General features: G+C 65.1%; 18 protein-coding genes. 1 reads left to right on the top strand and 17 read right to left on the bottom strand.

Annotation, left to right across the window (positions count from 1 at the left end):
• Positions 1–2: 2 nt before the first annotated feature.
• The 3 genes from QSV46_RS00660 to QSV46_RS00650 form a co-directional block, all read right to left on the bottom strand.
• The gene (locus tag QSV46_RS00660; protein WP_409997131.1) at positions 3–899 is read right to left on the bottom strand and encodes an ABC transporter permease; all 897 of its coding nucleotides are present in this window, start codon (positions 897–899) and stop codon (positions 3–5) included.
• Positions 896–1,846, bottom strand: coding sequence for an ABC transporter permease (locus tag QSV46_RS00655; RefSeq protein ID WP_314944978.1), 951 nt, complete (start codon positions 1,844–1,846; stop codon positions 896–898). The genes QSV46_RS00660 and QSV46_RS00655 overlap by 4 nt, the downstream gene beginning before the upstream one ends.
• An 84-nt stretch (positions 1,847–1,930) precedes the next feature.
• Positions 1,931–3,352 (bottom strand): amidase, encoded by a 1,422-nt coding sequence (locus tag QSV46_RS00650; protein ID WP_314946432.1) that lies wholly within the window; start codon positions 3,350–3,352, stop codon positions 1,931–1,933.
• A gap of 127 nt (positions 3,353–3,479) precedes the next feature.
• On the opposite strand from QSV46_RS00650, the gene QSV46_RS00645 reads away from it, so the two are divergent.
• A complete protein-coding gene (locus QSV46_RS00645) occupies positions 3,480–4,367 on the top strand; it encodes a LysR family transcriptional regulator (protein ID WP_314944976.1) in 888 nt (295 codons plus the stop codon).
• Positions 4,368–4,373: 6 nt separating this feature from the next.
• Here the strand turns inward: QSV46_RS00645 and QSV46_RS00640 are convergent, their stop codons facing one another.
• From QSV46_RS00640 to QSV46_RS00575, 14 genes are all read right to left on the bottom strand, one after another.
• A complete protein-coding gene (locus tag QSV46_RS00640) occupies positions 4,374–5,309 on the bottom strand; it encodes a carbohydrate kinase (protein WP_314944974.1) in 936 nt (311 codons plus the stop codon).
• Positions 5,310–5,314: 5 nt separating this feature from the next.
• On the bottom strand, positions 5,315–6,955 hold the full coding sequence (locus tag QSV46_RS00635; protein ID WP_314944973.1) for an FGGY-family carbohydrate kinase: 1,641 nt from the start codon (positions 6,953–6,955) through the stop codon (positions 5,315–5,317).
• Positions 6,956–6,994: 39 nt separating this feature from the next.
• Positions 6,995–7,768 carry an SDR family NAD(P)-dependent oxidoreductase gene (locus QSV46_RS00630; protein WP_314944970.1) on the bottom strand — a complete coding sequence of 258 codons (774 nt, stop codon included), beginning with the start codon at positions 7,766–7,768 and terminating at the stop codon, positions 6,995–6,997.
• A 40-nt stretch (positions 7,769–7,808) separates the two neighbouring features.
• Complete coding sequence (locus QSV46_RS00625; RefSeq protein WP_314944967.1) at positions 7,809–8,816, bottom strand: ABC transporter ATP-binding protein; 1,008 nt, start codon at positions 8,814–8,816, stop codon at positions 7,809–7,811.
• Between the two features lie 15 nt (positions 8,817–8,831).
• Entirely contained in the window at positions 8,832–9,662 is an 831-nt protein-coding gene (locus tag QSV46_RS00620) for a carbohydrate ABC transporter permease (protein ID WP_314944965.1), read from the bottom strand.
• 3 nt (positions 9,663–9,665) lie between these two features.
• Positions 9,666–10,538: a sugar ABC transporter permease gene (locus QSV46_RS00615; protein ID WP_314944964.1), complete on the bottom strand. Its 873-nt coding sequence runs from the start codon at positions 10,536–10,538 to the stop codon at positions 9,666–9,668.
• 96 nt (positions 10,539–10,634) lie between these two features.
• Positions 10,635–11,945: a sugar ABC transporter substrate-binding protein gene (locus tag QSV46_RS00610; RefSeq protein ID WP_314944962.1), complete on the bottom strand. Its 1,311-nt coding sequence runs from the start codon at positions 11,943–11,945 to the stop codon at positions 10,635–10,637.
• A gap of 248 nt (positions 11,946–12,193) precedes the next feature.
• Entirely contained in the window at positions 12,194–13,144 is a 951-nt protein-coding gene (locus QSV46_RS00605; RefSeq protein ID WP_314944960.1) for a sugar-binding transcriptional regulator, read from the bottom strand.
• Between the two features lie 8 nt (positions 13,145–13,152).
• Positions 13,153–13,809 (bottom strand): HAD family hydrolase, encoded by a 657-nt coding sequence (locus tag QSV46_RS00600; protein WP_314946430.1) that lies wholly within the window; start codon positions 13,807–13,809, stop codon positions 13,153–13,155.
• Positions 13,810–13,946: 137 nt separating this feature from the next.
• Entirely contained in the window at positions 13,947–15,137 is a 1,191-nt protein-coding gene (mmsB, locus tag QSV46_RS00595; RefSeq protein ID WP_314944958.1) for a multiple monosaccharide ABC transporter permease, read from the bottom strand.
• Positions 15,134–16,711 carry a multiple monosaccharide ABC transporter ATP-binding protein gene (mmsA, locus tag QSV46_RS00590; protein ID WP_314944955.1) on the bottom strand — a complete coding sequence of 526 codons (1,578 nt, stop codon included), beginning with the start codon at positions 16,709–16,711 and terminating at the stop codon, positions 15,134–15,136. Before mmsA ends, mmsB begins: the two co-directional genes overlap by 4 nt.
• A 148-nt stretch (positions 16,712–16,859) precedes the next feature.
• Positions 16,860–17,933 carry a multiple monosaccharide ABC transporter substrate-binding protein gene (gene chvE, locus QSV46_RS00585; RefSeq protein WP_314944953.1) on the bottom strand — a complete coding sequence of 358 codons (1,074 nt, stop codon included), beginning with the start codon at positions 17,931–17,933 and terminating at the stop codon, positions 16,860–16,862.
• A 64-nt stretch (positions 17,934–17,997) separates the two neighbouring features.
• A complete protein-coding gene (locus QSV46_RS00580) occupies positions 17,998–18,876 on the bottom strand; it encodes an SMP-30/gluconolactonase/LRE family protein (protein WP_314946429.1) in 879 nt (292 codons plus the stop codon).
• The gene (locus QSV46_RS00575; protein WP_314944950.1) at positions 18,876–19,952 is read right to left on the bottom strand and encodes an aldose epimerase family protein; all 1,077 of its coding nucleotides are present in this window, start codon (positions 19,950–19,952) and stop codon (positions 18,876–18,878) included. Before QSV46_RS00575 ends, QSV46_RS00580 begins: the two co-directional genes overlap by 1 nt.
• Between the last annotated feature and the right edge of the window lie 3 nt (positions 19,953–19,955).

The following is a 19,955-nucleotide window of genomic DNA, read 5'->3' as shown; positions in this document are numbered from 1 at the left end:
CGTCACCGCTCCCGCGCCAATCGTGGATCGAGCAGATCGCGCAGTCCGTCGCCGAGCAGATTGAGCCCGAGCACCGCGATTGCGATCGCCGCGCCCGGATAGACCGCAAGCATCGGTGACTGGAACAGCAGCGTCTGCGCGTCGTTCAGCATCCGTCCCCAGGACGGCTGCGGGGGCTGCGTGCCGAGCCCGAGATAGGACAGCGCGGCCTCGGCGAGGATGGCGAGCGCGAACTGGATGGTGACCTGCACGATCAGGATCGACAGGATGTTGGGCAGCACGTGCTCGATGGTGATGCGGAATTTGCCTTTACCCGCGGCGCGCGCGGCCAGCACGAATTCGCGTGCCCAGATCGCGTTGGCGGAGCCGCGCGTCAGCCGCGTCAGCGTCGGGATCTGGAAGATGCCGATCGCGACGATCGAGGTCACCATGCCCGGCCCCACGACCGCGGCGAGCATGATCGCGGACAGCACCGCTGGAAACGCGAAAGTAAAGTCCGAGAAACGCATGATGATCTCTTCGGTCCAGCCGCGCTTCGCCGACGCGATCAAGCCAAGGCAGACGCCGAAGCTGAGACCTATGCTCACCGCGATAATGCCGACCATGATTGTGGAGCGGGCGCCCGCAAGCAGCAGCGAGACGATGTCGCGGCCGAAGGAGTCGGTGCCGAGCCAGTGCGCCGCCGACGGCGGCCGGAGTTTTGAGGCGATGTCGATCTCGTAGGGCGACCACGGCGTCCACACCAGCGACAGCAGCGCCGAGGCAAGCACCAGCAGCACCAACGCACCGCCCAGCACGAAGCTGCGATGCCGCGGCGCGCGGCGCCAAAAGCCCGTGGCGGGACGGCTCGGCGTGGGTGCCGTCGGCAGTCCGACTGCGGCGGCGAGCGGATCACTCACAGGTCGTGCACCTTGATGCGGGGATCGATGAAGGCATAGAGCACGTCGACCACGAAATTGACGGTGACGACCATCGTCGCCAGCAGCATCACGCAGTTGCGCACCACGATGAGGTCGCGGTTGGCGATCGACTGAAAGATCAGCCGGCCGAGGCCCGGCAGATAGAACACGTTCTCGATCACGATGGTGCCGGCGAGCAGATTGGCGAATTGCAGCCCCATCACCGTCATGACCGGGATCATGGCATTGCGCAGCACGTGGCGCCACAGCACCTCGCGCTTGCCGAGCCCTTTCGCGCGGGCGGTGCGGACGAAGTCTTCGCGCAGCACCTCAAGCACCGCCGAGCGCGTGACGCGCGCGAGGATCGCGGCCTGCACCACCGCGAGCGAGATCGCCGGCAGCAGCAGCGACTTGATGCCGAGCCAGATGCCGTCCTCCCAGCCGGCAAATCCACCGGCGGACAGCCATTGCAGCCGCACCGAGAACAAGAGCACCAGGAGAATTGCAAACCAGAAGTTCGGCAACGCGATGCCGATCTGCGTCAGCGACATCACGCCGACGTCGCCGAGCTTGTTGTGGTTGGCGGCGGTATAGATGCCGGCCGAGAGCGCCAGCGTCACCGTGATGCTCATGGCCATGATCGCGAGCGGAATGGTCAGCACCAGCCGCTCCGCGATCAGGCTGCCGACCGGCGTGCCGTAGACATAGGAGTTACCGAGATCGCCGACGAGCAGGCCCTTGATCCAATGCAGATAGCGAACCGCCAGCGGCTGGTCGAGCCCGAGCTTGACAGTGAGCGCGCGCACTGCGTCGGCGGAGGCGTCGGCGCCCATCAGCATCTGCGCGGCATTGCCCGGCAGCGCGTCCAGCACCAGGAAAATGATCACGGATGCGCCGACCAGCGTCGCCAGCAAGGTCAGGACACGTCGGAGGACAAATACGCTCATGCGCGCTCGGCTTCAGGGCTCACCGCCGGCACGATCAACATGTCCCGGCGGCGGAGGCAAGGGCTTTGCTGCACGCGCATATCGTCATTCCGGCCAGCGCGACAGGAGGTCGCTCGCGGCCTCGAACAGCGCGCTCACGCGCAGCAACTCGGCATCGCCACGGAAGCGGCCAACGAGTTGAAGCCCGATCGGCAGCCCGTCGCGGCCAAAGCCGCAGGGCAGACTGACAGCGGGGTGACCGGTCATGTTGAACGGCATGGTCCAGGGGAACCAGTGCGGCCGGACGCTGTCGAAATGCTGGCCGTCGATCTCGATGGTGCCGAACAAATCCTGGCCGATCGGAAGTGCGGTGCGCGTGAGCGTCGGCATCGCCAGGACGTGTCCGTGCGCAAGCAATGATTGTACCCGACGGAACAGTGCGGTACGCGCGAACATCGCCTCCTGATAATCGACGCCGCTGACTTCGGTTGCGAGCGCGAGCTGCTTGAGGAAAGCCTCGCTCAACTCGTCCTCGTGCTCGGCCGCGAGCCTGGCAAAACGTGTGCGCCAGAGCGTGTGGTTGATGGCGCGCCAGATCGGCTCAATGTCGAAACCGTCGCCGGAGAATTCCTCGAGTTCGGCGCCCAGGCTTGCCAACCGATCGAGGCTCGCCTTGAAGCTCGCTGCGACATCGGCGGACGCCGGGCGCCCGGGCAGGGTCAGACAGTACAGGATTTTCCGCCCACGCAGGTCACCGCGCGGCGTAGCGGTGTCGACGAAATCGGGCACGGGGACGCCGATCGACCAGGGATCGCAAGCGTCCTCGCCGGCCAACGCCTGCATCATCAGCGCGGTGTCGGCGACGGTACGCGTCGTCGGCGTGACATAGGTCTGGTTGCCGAACACATCCAGCGCCTGGCTGTGCGGAATGACGCCGTTGCTCTGCTTCAAGCCCACAACGCCGTTGCAGGCGGCGGGAATCCGGGTCGAGCCGCCACCATCGGTCGCGATCGCGAGCGGTGCGATGCCGCTGGCAACGGCGACCGCCGCGCCGCCACTGGATCCGCCGGAGGAGCGCTCCGCACTCCAAGCATTGCGGGTGCGGCCGAACAGCGGCGAGTCTGTCAGGCACTTGCTGCCGAATTCGGGCGTCGTGGTCTTGCCGATCAGGATCGCGCCTTGCGCCCGCAGCCGCGCAACCGCCACGGCATCCTCGTTCGGCACATTGTCCTTGTACGGCACGGCGCCGAAGGTGGTCTTCACGCCTTTGGTGTTGACGATGTCCTTGACGGTGACGGGGATGCCGTGCAGCAGGCCGAGCGGCTCGCCGGCCATCATCTTGCGCTCGGCCGCGCGCGCCTGTGCCATCGCCTCGTCGCCGCAGATCGTGATGAAGCAGTTGAGGTCGCCCTGGAGCGCCTCTGCGCGCGCCAGCATGGCACGGGTGATCTCGACGGGCGAAATCCGCTTTGCGGCGATCAGGCCGCGCAATTCGGTGGCGGACAAGAGACAGGGATCGCCGTTCATCGTCACATCGCGCTCCGAAGCCGGCCCTCGTTGGCCCAGGCATTGCATCGGCGGCGAGAATGACAGTTTTGTTAACTCGCCGTCCAATACGATTTTGGGCGCCAACCCATACGTTTTCGGTATGCCAATGGATCTTCGCAGACTTCGCTATTTCGTCGCGGTCGCCGAAGCGCGCAGCGTCGGCAAGGCCGCCGAGCGGCTGCGGATGGCGCAGCCGCCGCTCTCGGTCCAGATCCGCAAGTTGGAGGCCGAGGTCGGCGCGCCGCTGTTCCGCCGCGGCACCCGCGGCATGGACCTGACCGAGGCGGGCCAGGCCCTGCTGGCCCGCGCCGGCGAGGCGCTGGCGCTCGCGGCCGACGGCATCGAAGCCGCGCGTGCCGTCGCGGCCGGGAGCCGCGGACGGATCTCCGTCGGCTACATGTTCGTGCTGGCGAACGCCGTGCTGCCGCGCCTGATCCCCGAGCTGCGGCGCTCCATCCCCGGCGTCGACCTCGATTTCGCCGAGCTCAGCGCCTCGACCCGCGTGGCGCGTCTGCTCGACCGCAGCGTCACGGTCGCGTTGTGCATGCCGGCGATCCACCATCCCGAGGTCCAGGTGGCGCGGATCGGAGCGCAGCCGCTGGTGCTGGCGATGCCGATCCGGTCGCCGCTCGCCCGCCTGGCGTCGGTGCCCATGGCCCGATTGCAGGGCCGCCCGCTGATTGCATTGCCGCCGCCGGAGCAAGACCCGGCCTCCTCCGCAGTCGCCGCCTTGCTGCGGCGGCATCAAATCGTGATGCCGGTCGCCAGCCGAGTCGAGACGGTGCATTCGGCGATGAGCCTAGTTCTCGCCGGCGAAGGCCTTGCGATCGTGCCGGCCTGCGCCAAGCTCGGCGCGCCGCAGGGCATCGTGTTCCGGCCGCTGCGGGACGCCGCCGACTCCATCGATATCGCGGTGTGCTGGCGACGGGACTCGCAGAGCCCGCTGATCCGCACCTTCCTCAAATGCGCCGAGAAGGTCGTGGCGCGGCTGTGACGCGGCCTACCAGCTCCAGCTGATCTCGTGGCTCCAGGGCGGATCGGCGCCCGGTCGGGTGCAGGTCAGGCCCGCGCAATTGGCGGCAAAGGACAGCGCGCGGCGAAGCTCCCCGGCGCCGACCTTCCTCAGACTTTCGCGGGCGAGACGTCCCTGCTTGTGCAGGGCGAACAGCAGTGCGGCCTGAAAGCTGTCGCCGGCACCGATGGTGTCGGCGACCTCGACCTTCGGCGCGGCGACCTCGATCGACCCTGCCCCCGCATGCCATGCGATCGCACCATTGTTGCCGCGGGTGATGACGACGAGGCTCGTGCCCTGCCCCAGCAAGGCGCCGGCGCGTTGCTGATAAGGCTCCTCACCGTAGAGATAGGCGAAATCGACGTCCGACATCTTGATGAGATCGGCGCCAGCGGCGATCTCATCAATGCGCGCGAGATAGGCCGGCTTGTCCCTGACCAGATTGGGCCGGCAGTTCGGATCGAAGGAGATCGTCGATGTCCCCCGCGCGTCCGCGATCAGGGCTTTGGTCTCGGCCGCACTCTGGTCGTTGACCAGCGTGGTCGAGCCGACATGGAGCGCTTCGACCGTGTCGAAGGGAATGGACCCGCGCCGGTAGGTCCAGTTCCGCGTCGCCGTCTCGGCATCGTAAAAAGCATAATGTGACTCGCCCGCGACGATGCGGACGAAGGCGAGCGTGGTCTGGTGATCGCTGCGGGCAGCAAGACCGAGCTCGACATTCGACGCGGTCGCATGATCGGCGATCATCCGGCCGAACAGATCAGTCGAAATGCCGCCGACAAAGCCGGTCGGCGCGCCCAACCGTGCCATGCCGATCGCGACGTTGAGACAGGAGCCGCCGACGGCGGGCATCACCGCCTCGCGTCCCTCCGCGTTCCGCGTCGGCACGAAATCGATCAGCGCATCGCCGCAGGCAATCAGCATGTCCTTCAACCCTTGTCGCGCATCGCCGCCCGGCTGCCGCGATCGACCTCGCGCAGCAGCTTGTAGACCTCACGCTTGCGTTTGTGAAACGCGGCCATGTCGGGCGCGGTCGGCTCGCTCTTGCGTCCGAGCGCCGACATCTTGGCCATGGTCTCCCCGATCGAGGCATAGGCGCCGCCGGCCACCGCCCCCAGCATCGCCGCGCCCAGCAGCACCGGCTCTTTCGTCTGCGGCAGCGCCACCGTGAGGCCGGTCGTATCGGCCATGATCTGCCGTACCAAGGGACTACGGCTCGCGCCGCCGCCCATGATCATGATTCTGGAGCGGACGCCATACGCGGCGAAGGCCTCGATCACCTCGGCAAGTCCATAAGCGAGCCCGCAGAGGCCGGCGACGAACAACCGTTCCATCGAACTGACGTCCGTGTCGAGATCGAGGCCCGCGATCACCGCACGCGTATCGGGATCGGCGTAGGGCGAACGATTGCCGATGAATTCGGGAAGCACGTGCACATCGCGGGCGAGCAGCGCGGCGTGGCTGGCGTCACCTGAGCGCGCGATGATGCGGCGTTCCAGGTACTCGATGAGGTCGATGCCCTCGTTGCGGGCCGCCGCACTCGCCTCGCCGAAGCCGGGATGCGACTTGAGAAGATGATCGATCGCAGCGCCCGCGGCCGACTGGCCGCCTTCGTTGAGCCAGAACTCCGGCACCATGCCGGAGTAATAAGGACCCCACACGCCGGGAACGAAGCACGGCTCCCTGGTCGTCGCCATGATGCAGGCCGATGTTCCCATGATGTAGGCGAGACGATCGGAAACATCGGTTGCGCCGTCCGAGCCGTCGCGGCCGCCGATCGCACCGATGCCGCCGGCATGCGCATCGATCAGCGAGGCCCCGACCGGCGTGCCCGGCGACAGGCCGAGTTCGGCCGCCGCGGCACGCGCGAGGCCTTGGCCGAGCCGCGTGCCGGGCGCGACGATGTCGGTGCCGATGCGGGCGTAGCTCTCGGCGACGAAATCGGAGAGGCCGATGCGCTTGAAGAACGGCGCGCTCCAGCCGCCGCCATCATGAGCGAGATAGTTCCACTTGCAGGTGACGGTGCAGGTCGAGCGTTGCAGCGAGCCGGTCGCGCGCCAGGTCAGATAGTCTGCCAGATCGAAGAAGTGGCCGGCGGCGTCGAAGCTCGCGCGCAGATGGCGTTTCAGCCACAAGAGTTTCGGCATCTCCATCTCGGGCGAGATCGAGCCGCCGACATAGCGCAGCACGGCATCCTCGGTCTCGTTGATCAACCGCGCCTCGGCGATGGCGCGATGATCCATCCAGACGATGACGTTGCGCTGCGTGTTGCCGGAGGTGCTGACCGTGACCGGCTCGCCCCTGACATCGAGCACCACGAGAGAACAGGTAGCGTCAAAGCCGATACCGCCGACGCTGTCGGGCGCGATGGCAGCTTCCGCCATCGCGGCCCGCACCGACTTGACGCAGGCGTCCCAGATGTCCTGGGATGACTGCTCGACGATATCGCCGGCCTCATGCCAGATCCTGATCGGATGTTTGGCAGTCGCCAGCAGCGTGCCCGCCTCGTCAAACACCCCTGCCCGCGTGCTCGTGGTCCCTACGTCGACGCCGATATACGCTCGCGGCATTGTCGCCCCCGGTCGCTTTCCGCCAGTTTTGGCGCAAGCCTACCAGCAAGTGTAGCCGCCATCCACCAGCACGATGCTGCCGGTCATCAGGCTCGCAGCTTCCGAGGAGAGGAACAGCACGACGGAGGCGATCTCCTCGACCTGCCCCATCCGCGCCATCGGGGTTCCACCGATCCAGGCGTCGTACATCTTGGCGTTGCTCTTCACGAAGGCGTTGAGCGGCGTCTCGATATAGGTCGGCGCCACCGCATTGACGCGGATGCCGCGGGCGCCCCATTCGGCGGCCAGCGACCTGGTCAGGTGGTGCACACCGGCCTTGGAGGCATTGTAGAAGCACTGCTCCTGCGGCTTGTTGACGATGAAGCCGGACATCGAGCCGACATTGACGATGGCGCCATTCCCGGCCTTCAGCATGTGCTTGCCGAATTCGCGGCAGCACCAGAAGGTGCCGTTGAGATTGACGTCGATGACGTTGAGCCAGTGCTCGTCGGTGACGGTCTCCGCCGGCGTCTCGCTGCGCGCAATTCCGGCGTTGTTGACGAGGATGTCGACCTTGCCGTGGCGGGCGACGAGGTCATTCGCGACCTCAGCCACGCGCCTCGTGTCAGTGACGTCCATGATCGCGGTCTCGACGTCGTAGCCCTTCGCTTTCAGCTCGGCTTTCGCGCTGTCGGCGACCCTGCTGTCGCGGTCACCGATCACGACCCTGGCGCCGGCTTCGGCCAGAGCCTCGGCGCAGCCAAGGCCAATGCCCTGCCCGCCGCCGGTGATGAACGCGGTCTTGCCGTTCAGCTTGAATTTTTCCAGGTACATGTTGGTCTTTCCGTTTTCTTGCCGTTCTTGCCGTTTTTTGTCAGCCGCGAAGCGCGTTGCCACGCTCGTCGAAGCGGTGGATGCGCGCAGGGTCCGGCAGCAGCGACACGCGGTCGCCGGCATGCAGGCTCAATTCGCCGATGTAGCGGGCGGTCAGCATGCCGAGCGGGCCCGCATCGACATACAGGAACGTGTCGCTGCCGAGATGCTCGGCCACCGCGATCGTCCCCTGCCAGCCGCCACCGCCGTCGCGCTCGATCTTCAGGTGCTCCGGCCGCACGCCGATGGTGGCCGCGCCCTGCTGCTTCGCCAGCTCGCCGGTGACGAAATTCATCTTCGGCGAGCCGATGAAGCCGGCGACGAAGAGATTGGCGGGCCTTTCATAAAGCTCCAGGGGCGAACCATATTGCTCGATCTTGCCGCCGTTGAGCACGACGATCTTGTCGGCCATGGTCATGGCCTCGACCTGGTCGTGGGTGACGTAGATCGCGGTGGTGCCGAGCTGCTTCTGCAGCCGCGTCACCTCGATCCGCATCTGCACGCGGAGCGCGGCATCGAGGTTCGACAGCGGCTCGTCGAACAGGAATGCCTTGGGCTCGCGCACGATTGCGCGGCCGATCGCGACGCGCTGGCGCTGACCGCCGGAGAGCTCGCGCGGCTTGCGGTCGAGATAGGGCGTGAGGTTCAGCGTCGCCGCGGCGGCCTCGACCTTGCGATTGATCTCGTCTTTCGGCAGGCCCGCCATCTTCAGGCCGAAGCCGATATTGCCGCGCACGCTCATATGCGGATAGAGCGCGTAGGATTGGAACACCATCGACAGCCCGCGCTTGGCCGGCGGCGTGTCGACGACGTTCTTGCCGTCGATCAGGATCTTGCCGCCGCTGACATCTTCGAGGCCCGCGATCAGCCGCAGCAGCGTGGTCTTGCCGCAGCCGGAGGGACCGACGAACACCACGAAGGACCCGTCGGCGATGTCGAGGTCGGCACCCTTGATGATGTGCACGGGCCCGAAGGATTTCTGCACGTCCTGAAGTGTGATCTGACCCATGATCCGGCAGCCCCTCTACTTCACCGCGCCGAAGGTGAGCCCGCGCACGAGCTGCTTCTGGCTGAACCAACCAAGGACGAGAATGGGCGCGATCGCCAGCGTCGAGGCCGCCGACAATTTTGCCCAGAACAGCCCTTCCGGGCTGGAATAGGAGGCGATGAACGTGGTGAGCGGCGCGGCGTTCGAGGTCGACAGGTTCAGCGTCCAGAACGCCTCGTTCCAGGCGAGGATGAGATTGAGCAGCATGGTCGAGGCGAGACCGGGGATCGCCATCGGCGTCAGCACATAGACGATCTCGCGGCCTATTGTTGCGCCGTCCATGCGCGCGGCTTCCAGAATGTCGCGCGGGATCTCCTTGAAATAGGTGAACAGCATCCAGATCACGATCGGCAAATTGCCGAGGCACAGGATGAAGACGAGGCCGATGCGGGAATCGAGCAGTCCGAAGCTCTTGTAGATCAGGTAGATCGGCACCAGCACGCCGACCGGCGGCATCATCTTGGTCGAGAGCATCCAGAGCAGGATATCCTTGGTGCGCTTGGTCGGCGAGAACGCCATCGACCACGCCGCGGGGATCGCGATCAGGAGTGCGATCAAGGTCGAGCCGCCGGCGATGATGATCGAGTTCATGGCGTGGAGCAGATAGTCGCTGCGCTCCTGCACGGTCGCGTAGTTTTCCGTGGTCCAGTGGAAGAACACGAAGGATGGCGGAATCGCGAAGGCCTCCAACTCGGTCTTGAAGCTCGCCAGCACCATCCAGAGGATCGGGAAAAAGATCAGGAAGCCGAAGAACCACGCCCCGATCGTCGACACCACCACCCGCTGCGTCGTTGCCATCCGCGCCATTCTTCAGGTCTCCAAATTGCGGCCGACGATGCGGACGAGGAAGAAGGCGACGACGTTGGCGATCACCACCGCAACGAGACCGCCTGCGGAGGCGCTGCCGACGTCGAACTGGATCAGCGCCTGCGAATAGATCAGGAAGGCGATGTTGGTGGTCTGCAGGCCCGGCCCGCCGCCGGTAGTCACGAAGATCTCGGCGAACACCGTGAGCAGGAAGATGGTCTCGATCAGGATCACCACGGTGATGGGACGCGCCAGATGCGGCAGTGTGATGTAGATGAAGGTCGAGACAGCGCTGGCGCCGTCCATCTCGGCGGCCTCCTTCTGCTCCTCGTCGAGCGATTGCAGCGCAGTCAGCAAAATGAGCGTCGCGAACGGCAGCCATTGCCAGGCCACGATCAGGATCACCGCGAGCAGCGGCGCGTCGGTGAACCAGTCGATCGGCGTCACCCCGATCAGCCCGGCGAGCCAGGCGAACAGACCGGAGACCGGGTGCATCAACAGGTTCTTCCAGACCAGCGCGCTCACCGTCGGCATCACGAAGAACGGCGCGATCACCATCAGCCGCACGATGTTGCGGCCGATCACGGGCTGGTCCATCAGCAGCGCCAGGGGAATGCCGAGCAAAATGGTCAGCGCCAGCACCGAGCCGACCAGCACCAGCGTGTTCTGGAGCGAAGCGAGGAAGGCGGGATCGGTCAGGAAGTAGCGGAAGTTCTCCAGCCCGACGAATGATTCCGAGCCGGGATCGAGCAGGCTGTAATGCAGGGTCGAGAAATAGATCGTCAGCGCGAGCGGAACGATCATCCAGATGAACAGCAGCCCGACGGCCGGGGCCAGAAGCGACCGCGCAAGAATCTGCGTCTGCCGGGTAGCCATCCACACGTCTCCTCGGGGCGGGGGAAAAGGCGGCCATCCATCCGGGGCTGGTCGGTGGATGGCCGCCAGTTTGAGCTCAGGAGGGAGAGCTCGGGTTCACTTGATGTAGCCGGCGCGCTTCATCTCGCGCTCGGTGACCGATTGCGCCGCAGTCAGAGCGGCATCGACCGTCATCGATCCCGCAAGTGCGGCGGAGAACTGCTGGCCGACCTGCGTGCCGATGCCCTGGAATTCCGGGATCGCGGCATATTGCACGCCGACATAGGGCACCGGCTTCACGGTCGGCTTGTTCGGATCGGCGGCGTCGATCGAGGCCAGCGTCAGCTTGGCGAATGGCGCGACCTTCAGATACTCAGGATTCTGGTAGAGCGAGGTGCGGGTACCCGGCGGCACGTTGGCCCAGCCGTCCTTGGACGCCACGAGCTTGGTGTAGTCCTTGCTGGTCGCCCAGGCGATGAACTTCTCGGCGGCTTCGGCCTTCTTGGAGCCGGCTGGGATCGCGAGATTCCAGGCCCACAACCAGTTGGCATTCTTGCCGAGCCCGGTGTTGGGCGCGAGTGCGAAGCCGACCTTGTCGGCAACCTTGGAGTCCTTCGGGTTGGTGACGAAGGACGCCGCCACCGTGGCATCGATCCACATGCCGCACTTGCCGGCATTGAACAGCGCGAGGTTCTCGTTGAAGCCGTTCGAGCTCGCACCGGGAGGGCCGGCTTCCTTCATGAGGTTCACATAGGTCGTGAGCGTCGCCTTCCATTCCGGCGTGTTGAATTGCGGCTCCCACTTCTCGTCGAACCAGCGCGCGCCGTAGGAGTTGGCCATCGCCGAGAGGAACGCCATGTTCTCGCCCCAGCCGGCCTTGCCGCGCAGGCAGATGCCGTATGTGCCAGCGCTCTTGTCGGTCAGCTTCTTGGCGGCATCGATCACGAAATCCCAGGTCGGCTTTTCCGGCATCTTCAGGCCGGCCTTCTCGAACAGATCGGTCCGGTACATCACCATCGAGCTCTCGCCGTAGAACGGCGCGGCATAGAGCTTGCCGTCGGCGGAGACCGCGTCCTTGATCTTCGGCAGGAGGTCGGCGACGTCGTAGTCGGCGCCGAGATTGGCGAGCGGCACCAGCCAGCCCTTCTTGGCCCAGATCGGCACCTCGTAGGTGCCAATGGTGAGCACGTCGAACTGGCCGCCCTTGGTGGCGATGTCGGTGGTGACGCGCTGGCGCAGCACGTTCTCCTCCAGCGTCACCCATTTGACCGATATGTCGGGATTTTTCTTGGTGAATTCGGCCGTCAGCCCCTGCATGCGGATCATGTCGCCATTGTTGACGGTGGCGATCGTCAGGGTCGTTTCGGCCATCGCGGGGACGGCCAGCAGGACAGACGCGCCACAGACGGCGCCAATGACGTGTTTCACGGTGACCTCCCTAAGCTCGCGCTTTTGAGCATATGCCCACGCGTTGGGTGTATGTTCAACTGAGGGACAGCGGTTGTCAAGCAGGCGCGCGGGCCTCCGCGCAACTTATGGGTGCTGCGGTGCGGGAGAGCTAGTCCCGGGCATCCACGCCATTTGTGCTGCGCGAAAGACGTGGATGGCCGGGTCAAGCCCGGCCATGACGATGTGGAAGCACTCGGGCCACAAGCGATTGCGTCTTATCGCGCGCCCTACCGCTCCAGGATCGCCCTTGCCGTCGCCTCGTCCGTGATCAGGCCGTTGATCAGGCGCCCGTTCAACGCCGCCGCGATCGCCTGCACCTTGGCCGCGCCGACTGCGGCGGCGATGGTCGTAGTCTTCGCCGGCACCTCCGGCGGGATGCTGGTGAGGCGCCTGTTGGTGCCGGCCTTCAGCAGGCGGCCCTTGGAATCATACGCCCAGCCGGTGATCTCGCCGATGGCGCCGAGCCGCATCATCTCGAACAGTTCGTCGCGGGTGACGAAGCCGTCGATATGCACCTGCGCCTTCTGGTCCATCTGGCCGATCCCGACGAGGCGCAAATCCGCCTTGGCCGCGACCGCCTTCACCTTGGCGATCGGCTCGATGCGGACCATCTTGTTGCGCTCGTCCTCGGAGGACATCAGGAACGGCAGCGGCATCGGATAATGCCGCGCGCCGGTGCGGTCGGCGAGCCGGCCGACCGTGTCGTAGAAGCTCGCCGAGCCGTCGGCGGAGATGTTGCCGACCAGCGAGACGATCTGGTGGTTGGGCCGGTCGATCGGCGTGACGCGCTCGACCGCGGCGCGCACCGCCCGCCCGGTGCCGAGCGCGACGATGACGGGCGTCTCGGACCGCAGTGTCGCATCGAGCAGGTTGGCGCAGCGTTCGGCAATGCCGGCGGTTGCCTGCGGCGCCGCAGCATCGGCCGGCACCACCTCGCAATGGCGGAGTTCGAACCGCTCCTTCAGCCGCGCAGCCAGCTCCATGCAGGCTGCGATCGGGTGTTCGAGCCGGAAGGTGATGAGACGCTCGGCAAGGCACAGCGACACCAGCCGCTGCGCCGAGGCGCGCGAGACCTGAAGCATCTTTGCGATCTCGTCCTGGGTGTGGCCGGCGATGAAATAGAGCCAGCCGGCCCGCGCGGCATCATCGAGTCTCGACTTTTCGTTCTCGGCGGCCATGGCTGGCGTCACGTCTCCCAGAAATCGCTCATGCGCGCGAACACCCGATCGGCCCCGGCGGCGGACAATATAGCCTGCCCGTCGCGTGCGCGATAATGGCTGCCGCCGACAAATCCCCAGACGATCATGCCGGCCGCCTTGGCGGCCTGCACGCCGCTGACGCTGTCTTCAATCACGAGGGTGCATGAAGGATCGGCGCGCATCTTCTCGGCCGCGTAGAGAAAGAGGTCCGGTGCGGGCTTACCGTGCTTGACCATCTGTGCGGTGTAGAGCCGGTCCTCGAAATGCGATGAGAGACCGGTGACATCAAGCGACAATGAGACGCGGTCGATATCGCTCGACGAGGCCACGCAATGCGGCGAATTCAACGCGGACAAGACTGAGCCTATCCCGGGGATCGGCTGAAGCGCTCCCGCAAATGTCTCGAGCACGCGCGCCTTCAGGTGCGGCAGAAGGCGGTCAGGCAGGACCTGTCCGCGCTCGCGATAATAGTGTCCGATCGCAGCCGAACTGCGCCCAAGAAAGAGCTCAAGCGCCTGCTCCACGCAAAGTTCGAAACCGAACTCCGCGAGCACCTCGGACAAGCACCGGCAGCTCAACAGCTCGCTGTCGACGAGCACGCCGTCGCAATCGAAGATGACGAGATCGAACTTGCCGGGATCCATCGGCATATTCGATCATATACTCATGCGCTGGGCAATAGCTCAACGCGTCGTGCCCTTCGAGTAGCCCGCATGGAGCGCAGCGTAATGCGGGACGGTGGCCCCGGATTGCGCTTCCGCTCCATCCGGGCTACGCAGCGTCATCTGCGCTGGTTGTACACGTCGATGCACACCGCCCCCAGCAGCACCAGGCCCTTGATGACCTGCTGGTAGTCGATGCCGATGCCGAGGATGGACATGCCGTTGTTCATCACGCCCATGATCATGGCGCCAACCACGGCGCCGCCGACGCGCCCCACCCCGCCATAGGCCGAGGCGCCGCCGATGAAGCAGGCGGCGATGACGTCGAGCTCGAAGCCGAGGCCGGCTTTCGGGGTCGCGGTGTTGAGGCGCGCGGCGAAGACGAGGCCGGCGAGCGCGGCGAGCACGCCCATGTTGACGAAGGTGAAGAAAGTCAACCGCTCGGTCTTGATGCCCGACAGGCCCGCCGCCTTGGCGTTGCCGCCGACCGCATAGATCTGGCGGCCGATCACGGTACGGCGGGTGACGAAGCCGTAGAGCGCGATCAAGGCGCTCATGATCACCAGCACGTTCGGCAGGCCGCGATAGGTCGCGATCAGATAGGTGAAGTAAAGTACCGCGCAGGCCAGCACGATGCTCTTGCCGAGGAAGAACGCGTAAGGCTCGACCTCGATGCCGTGCGAGAGCTCGCGGGTGCGGCTCTTGGCGCTGGCATAGACCAGCCCCAGCGCCAGCACCGCGCCGATCAGCATCGATGTCGGATGCAGCGTACCGGCTTCGGGCAATAGTTCCGGAATGAAGCCGGAGGACAATTTCTGGAAGGTCGGCGGGAATGGCCCGAGCGACTGGCCCTGCAACACCGCAAGCGCGAGACCCTTGAACACCAGCATGCCGGCCAGCGTGACAATAAAGGACGGGATCTTGAAATAGGCCACCCAATAGCCCTGCGCCGCGCCGATGGCGGCGCCGACCAGCAGGCACGCGATGAAGGCGAGCGTGTAGTCGACCTTGTAGGTCACCATCAAAAGCGCAGCCACGGCACCGACGAAGCCCGCGACCGAGCCGACCGAGAGATCGATGTGCCCGGTCACGATCACCAGCAGCATGCCCAGCGCCATGATGACGATGTAACTATTCTGGAGCACCAGATTGGTGAGATTGAGCGGCTGCAGCAGCGTGCCGCCGGTCATGACCTGGAAGAACAGCATGATCGCGATCAGCGACATCAGCATGCCGTAGTTGCGCAAATTGTTCTTGATGAAGCTGCCGTGCCGGCGCTCCTCGGGCAGCGACACCGTCTTGTCGGTCATGGCTGCGATCCTCCCATCTCCGCGGCCTCAGGCTGGCCGCTCCCAAAATTTCTGTCGTTGCGCATGATGGCGCGCAAGATCTTTTCCTGCGTAGCCTCTGCACCAGAGAACTCGCCGACGAAGGCGCCGTCGTTCATGACACAGATGCGGTCGCAGATGCCGAGCAGCTCGGGCATTTCCGAGGAGATCACCACCACGCCACGGCCGGCTTCCGCGAGTTCGTTGATGATACAGTAAATCTCGTATTTGGCACCGACGTCGATGCCCCTTGTCGGCTCGTCCAGGATCAGCACCTTCGGATCGGTCATGAGCCATTTCGACAGCACCACCTTCTGCTGGTTGCCGCCGGAGAGCTGGCCAGTCTCCTGGTAGACGTCGGAGCAGCGGATCCGCATCCGGCTGCGATAATCGCTGGCGACCTTCAGCTCGGCGATGTCGTCGATCACACGGCCGGGCGCGACCTGGTCGAGGCTCGCCAGCGTGATGTTCTTGCGGACGTCGTCGGCGAGGATCAGGCCGAGCTGCTTGCGGTCCTCCGTGACGTAGGCAAGGCCGGCATCGATCGCGGCCGCGACGTTCGGCAGCATCATCTCGCTGCCCTCAAGCCGGATGCTGCCGCTGATGGTGGTGCCCCAGGAGCGGCCGAACAGGCTCATGGCGAATTCAGTGCGGCCCGCGCCCATCAGGCCGGCGATGCCCACGACCTCGCCTCGCTTGACACTGAAATTGACGTTCTTGATCACCTGCCGTTCGGGATGGATGGGGTGATGGACGGACCAGTTCTCGACGGTGAGGACGGGATCGCCGATCTTCGCGCTGCGCTCCGGGAAGCGATGGGCGAGATCGCGGTTGACCATGCTGCGGATGATGCGGTCTTCCTGGATCGGCTCGGCATGGCAATCGATGCTGTCGACGGTGCGGCCGTCGCGCAGCACGGTGATGTGATCGGCGACGCGGGCGACCTCGTTGAGCTTGTGCGAGATCAGGATCGAGCCGATGCCCTGCGCGCGGAATGCCATCAGCCGCTCCAGCAGCGCAGCGCTGTCGGCCTCGTTCAAGCTGGCGGTCGGCTCGTCCAGGATCAGCATCCGCACCCGCTTGGACAGCGCTTTCGCGATCTCCACGAGTTGCTGCTTGCCGACGCCGAGATCGGTGATCAGGGTGTCCGGGGATTCCTTGAGGCCGACCTGCGCCAGGAGATCCCGTGTGCGCCGGTAAACCTCGTCTCGGTCGATCACGCCGAGTTTTGACGGCGGATGCGACAGAAAAATGTTTTCGGCGATCGACATCAGCGGGATCAGCGCCAGCTCCTGGTGGATGATGATGATGCCGAGCGCCTCGGAATCGTTGATGTCGCGGAAGCGGCGCTCCTCGCCCTCGAAGACGATGGTGCCCTCGTAGCTGCCGGCCGGGTAGACACCGCTGAGCACCTTCATCAGCGTGGATTTTCCCGCGCCGTTCTCGCCCACGAGCGCGTGGATCTGCCCGGCGTGGACCGAGAAGTTCACGTCGCGCAGGGCCTGCACACCGGAAAAGCTCTTGCTGACGTTGCGCATTTCCAACATGGCGGTCATCGTCGTTGCGTCCTTGAATCGTACCACTTCAACCGTCGTTCCGGGGCGCCCGAAAGGGCGAACCCGGAACCTCGAGATTCTCAGGTGCGCAAGTGCGCACCGTAGTTCGATGCTTTGCATCGCCCCGGAATGACGGCGCTAGAACGTTCTACTGAAACTGCGACTTCTTGTAGTAGCCGCTCTCGACCAGAACCTTCTCCCAATTGTCCTTGTAGACCACGACCGGCTTGAGCAGATAGGACGGCACGGTCTTGACGCCGTTCTCGTAGGTCTTGGTGTCGTTGACTGTGACCTGCTTGCCGGCGAGCGCGGCGTCGACCATGTCGGCGGTCACCTTGGCGAGGTCGCGGGTGTCCTTGAAGATGGTCGAGTACTGATCGCCGCGCAGCATCGCCTTGATCGAGGGCACCTCGGCGTCCTGGCCGCTGATGACAGGCATCGGCTGGCCGGCGCTGCCGTAGCCGACGCCCTTCAGCGAGGAGATGATGCCGATCGAGATGCCGTCATAGGGCGACAGTACCGCGTCCAGCTTCTTGTTGCCGTAGTAGGCGCTGAGCAGATTGTCCATGCGGGCCTGCGCGGTGGCGCCGTCCCAGCGCAAGGTCGCGACCTTGTCCATGCCCATCTGGCCGGACACGATGACGAGCTTGCCGCTGTCGATGTAGGGCTTCAGCACGCTCATTGCGCCGTTGTAGAAGAAGTAGGCGTTGTTGTCGTCGGGCGAACCGCCGAACAGCTCGATGTTGAACGGACCCTTGCCGTCCTTCAGGCCGAGGCCCTGCTCAATCGACTGCGCCTGGAGCACGCCGACCTGGAAATTGTCGAAGGTGGCGTAATAATCGACGTTCGGCGTGCCGCGGATCAGGCGATCATAGGCGATGATGGTGATGCCTTTTGCCTTCGCCTGCTTGAGCACGTCGGACAGCGTGGTGCCGTCGATCGCGGCGATCACCAGCGCCTTGGCACCCTTGGTCACCATGTTCTCGACCTGCGAGAGCTGGTTCGGAATGTCGTCCTCGGCATATTGCAGGTCGGTGTTGTAGCCGCGCTCCTTCAGCACCTTGACCATGTTGTTGCCGTCGTCGATCCAGCGCGCGGAGGATTTGGTCGGCATGGCGATGCCGACGGTGGCTTTGTCCTGGGCGGTCGCAGGGCTACCCGCGATCATCGCAGCGGCGCCGGCGAGTGCGAGCGCGAGGAATGTCGTCTTCAGTTTCAGCATGGTTCACTCCCTTTGGGTATCGGACTGTTTCTTAGGTCGTCGAGAAGGCGATGGGCTGGATCTCCTATGCGAGCTTGACGTCGGGCTCCGCGCGACCGCGTGCGGAGGCCTCGAGCAGAAAGGTGCAGCCGCCTTGCGGATCGGCGGCGCGCGCCGCCTCGTCCATGTCCTGCCAGGCCGAGGTGACGAGGAGACGCGACAGATCGGGACCGACAAAAGCAGGGCAGCTCGCCTGCCTGGCCGGCACGCTGAGGGAGCGCAGGCGCTCGCCTTGCGGCGAGTAGACGTCGATACGGCCCGCGCCCCAGCAGGCATTCCAGATCTGCCCGTCGGCGTCGCACACCGAGCCATCGAGCCCGCCGATGCCGGTGTGGCGCAGCAGCACCTCCGGCTCGCCGCGCGGCAGGCCGGTCGCGGGATTGAGCGGCACGGAATAGAGCACGGCGCGGGCAGTGTCGGCGAAGTAGCCGATCGCGCCATCCGGCGAGAAACAGATCGAATTGGGAATGCTGGTGCCGGGAAACAGCGTCGAGATCTTGCCTCGATGAAGCGCGTAAATCGCCCCTGCCCCGTGTTCGGCCTTCTTCCCCATGGTGCCGATCCAGAACGTGCCGGATTGATGGACGCGGCAATCATTGGAGCGCGTGGCGGGATTGTCAGCTTCGAGCGAAAGGAACAGCGTCATCGCGCCGTCGGCGAGCGTGCGGATGTAAAGACCATCTTCCGCCACGATCAACTGCCGCTCGGCATCGATGCGCCCGAGCGCGCTCGCCATCCGGCCGAGCGCTTGGACGCGGATGCTGCCGCTGCCGAGATGCGCCTCGAACAGTTCGCCCTCGCGGATATCGAACCACCATGCGGTATCGGTGGTGACATCATAGGTCGGCCCTTCGCCGAGATGACACGGCTCGGCTGATAGCACCGAGGTCGGCACCTGCTCCATCATGGCGCCCTCACTGCAAAGCGATAGACGGTGTGATGCCGATAGACTTGGCCCGGATTGAGACGCGGGCTTGGAAATTCCGGCCGGTTCGGCGCATCGGGCCAGATGTGCGGTTCGAGACACATGGCGTCCGACTGCCGGATCAGCTTGCCGCCCTTGCCCGAGATCGTGCCGTCGAGATAATTGCCGGAATAGACCTGAAGGCCGGGTTGATTGGTGAAGAGCTCCATGCTCCGCCCCGAGCGCGGCGCCTCCAGCCGCGCCGCAAGCGCAAGCTTGCCATCGCGGCCGAGGCAGTAGGTGTGGTCGTAGCCCTTGCCATTGCGCAATTGCTCGTGGCTCTCGCGGATGCGCGCACCGACGGCATGGGCATCGCGGAAGTCGAACGGCGTGCCAGCCACCGCGCGCGGCGGCCCGGGCAGCGGGATCGCGGCGGGATCGATCGCGAGGAAATGGTCCGCGGCAACCATCAGCTTGTGATCGAGAATGGGCGTGCCTGAGGTCGCGCCTTCGAGGTTGAAGAAGCTGTGGTTGGTCAGGTTGACGATGGTCGACCGGTCTGTCCGCGCCTCCATGGTGAGCGACAGCTCGGTCGGGCCGGTGACGCGATAGGTCAGGCGCACATCGAGCCTGCCGGGATAGTTCTCCTCACCATGCGGGCTCGTATAGGTCAGCGTCACCGCGGGCTCGCCGCCGTCCTCAATTGCGGCGATCTCCCAGAGCTTGCGATCAAAACCGTCGAGCCCGCCATGCAGTGCGTTGGGGCCGTTGTTGACGGGCAGTTGCACCGTCTCGCCATCGAGCGAGAACTGTCCCCTGGCGATGCGGTTGGCATAGCGGCCGACGGTGGCGCCGAGAAACTTGCGTTCGGCGAGATAGCCGGAGAAGGCATCATGGCCGAGCACGACGTCGTCATAGCCGCCCGTTGCGTCCGGCGCGATCAGCGCCTGAAGCACCGCACCATGGGTGATGATGCGCGCCTCGAACCCGCCCTCCCCGCGCAGCACGATGCGCTCGACGTTGCGGCCGTCCGGCAGCGTTCCGAAGACGTCTTTTTCTGTTTTCGAGCCAGCCATGTT

Source organism: Bradyrhizobium cosmicum (genome assembly GCF_032290525.1).
GTDB lineage: Bacteria > Pseudomonadota > Alphaproteobacteria > Rhizobiales > Xanthobacteraceae > Bradyrhizobium > Bradyrhizobium cosmicum_A.
This window is presented reverse-complemented; position numbering and strand designations above follow the sequence as displayed.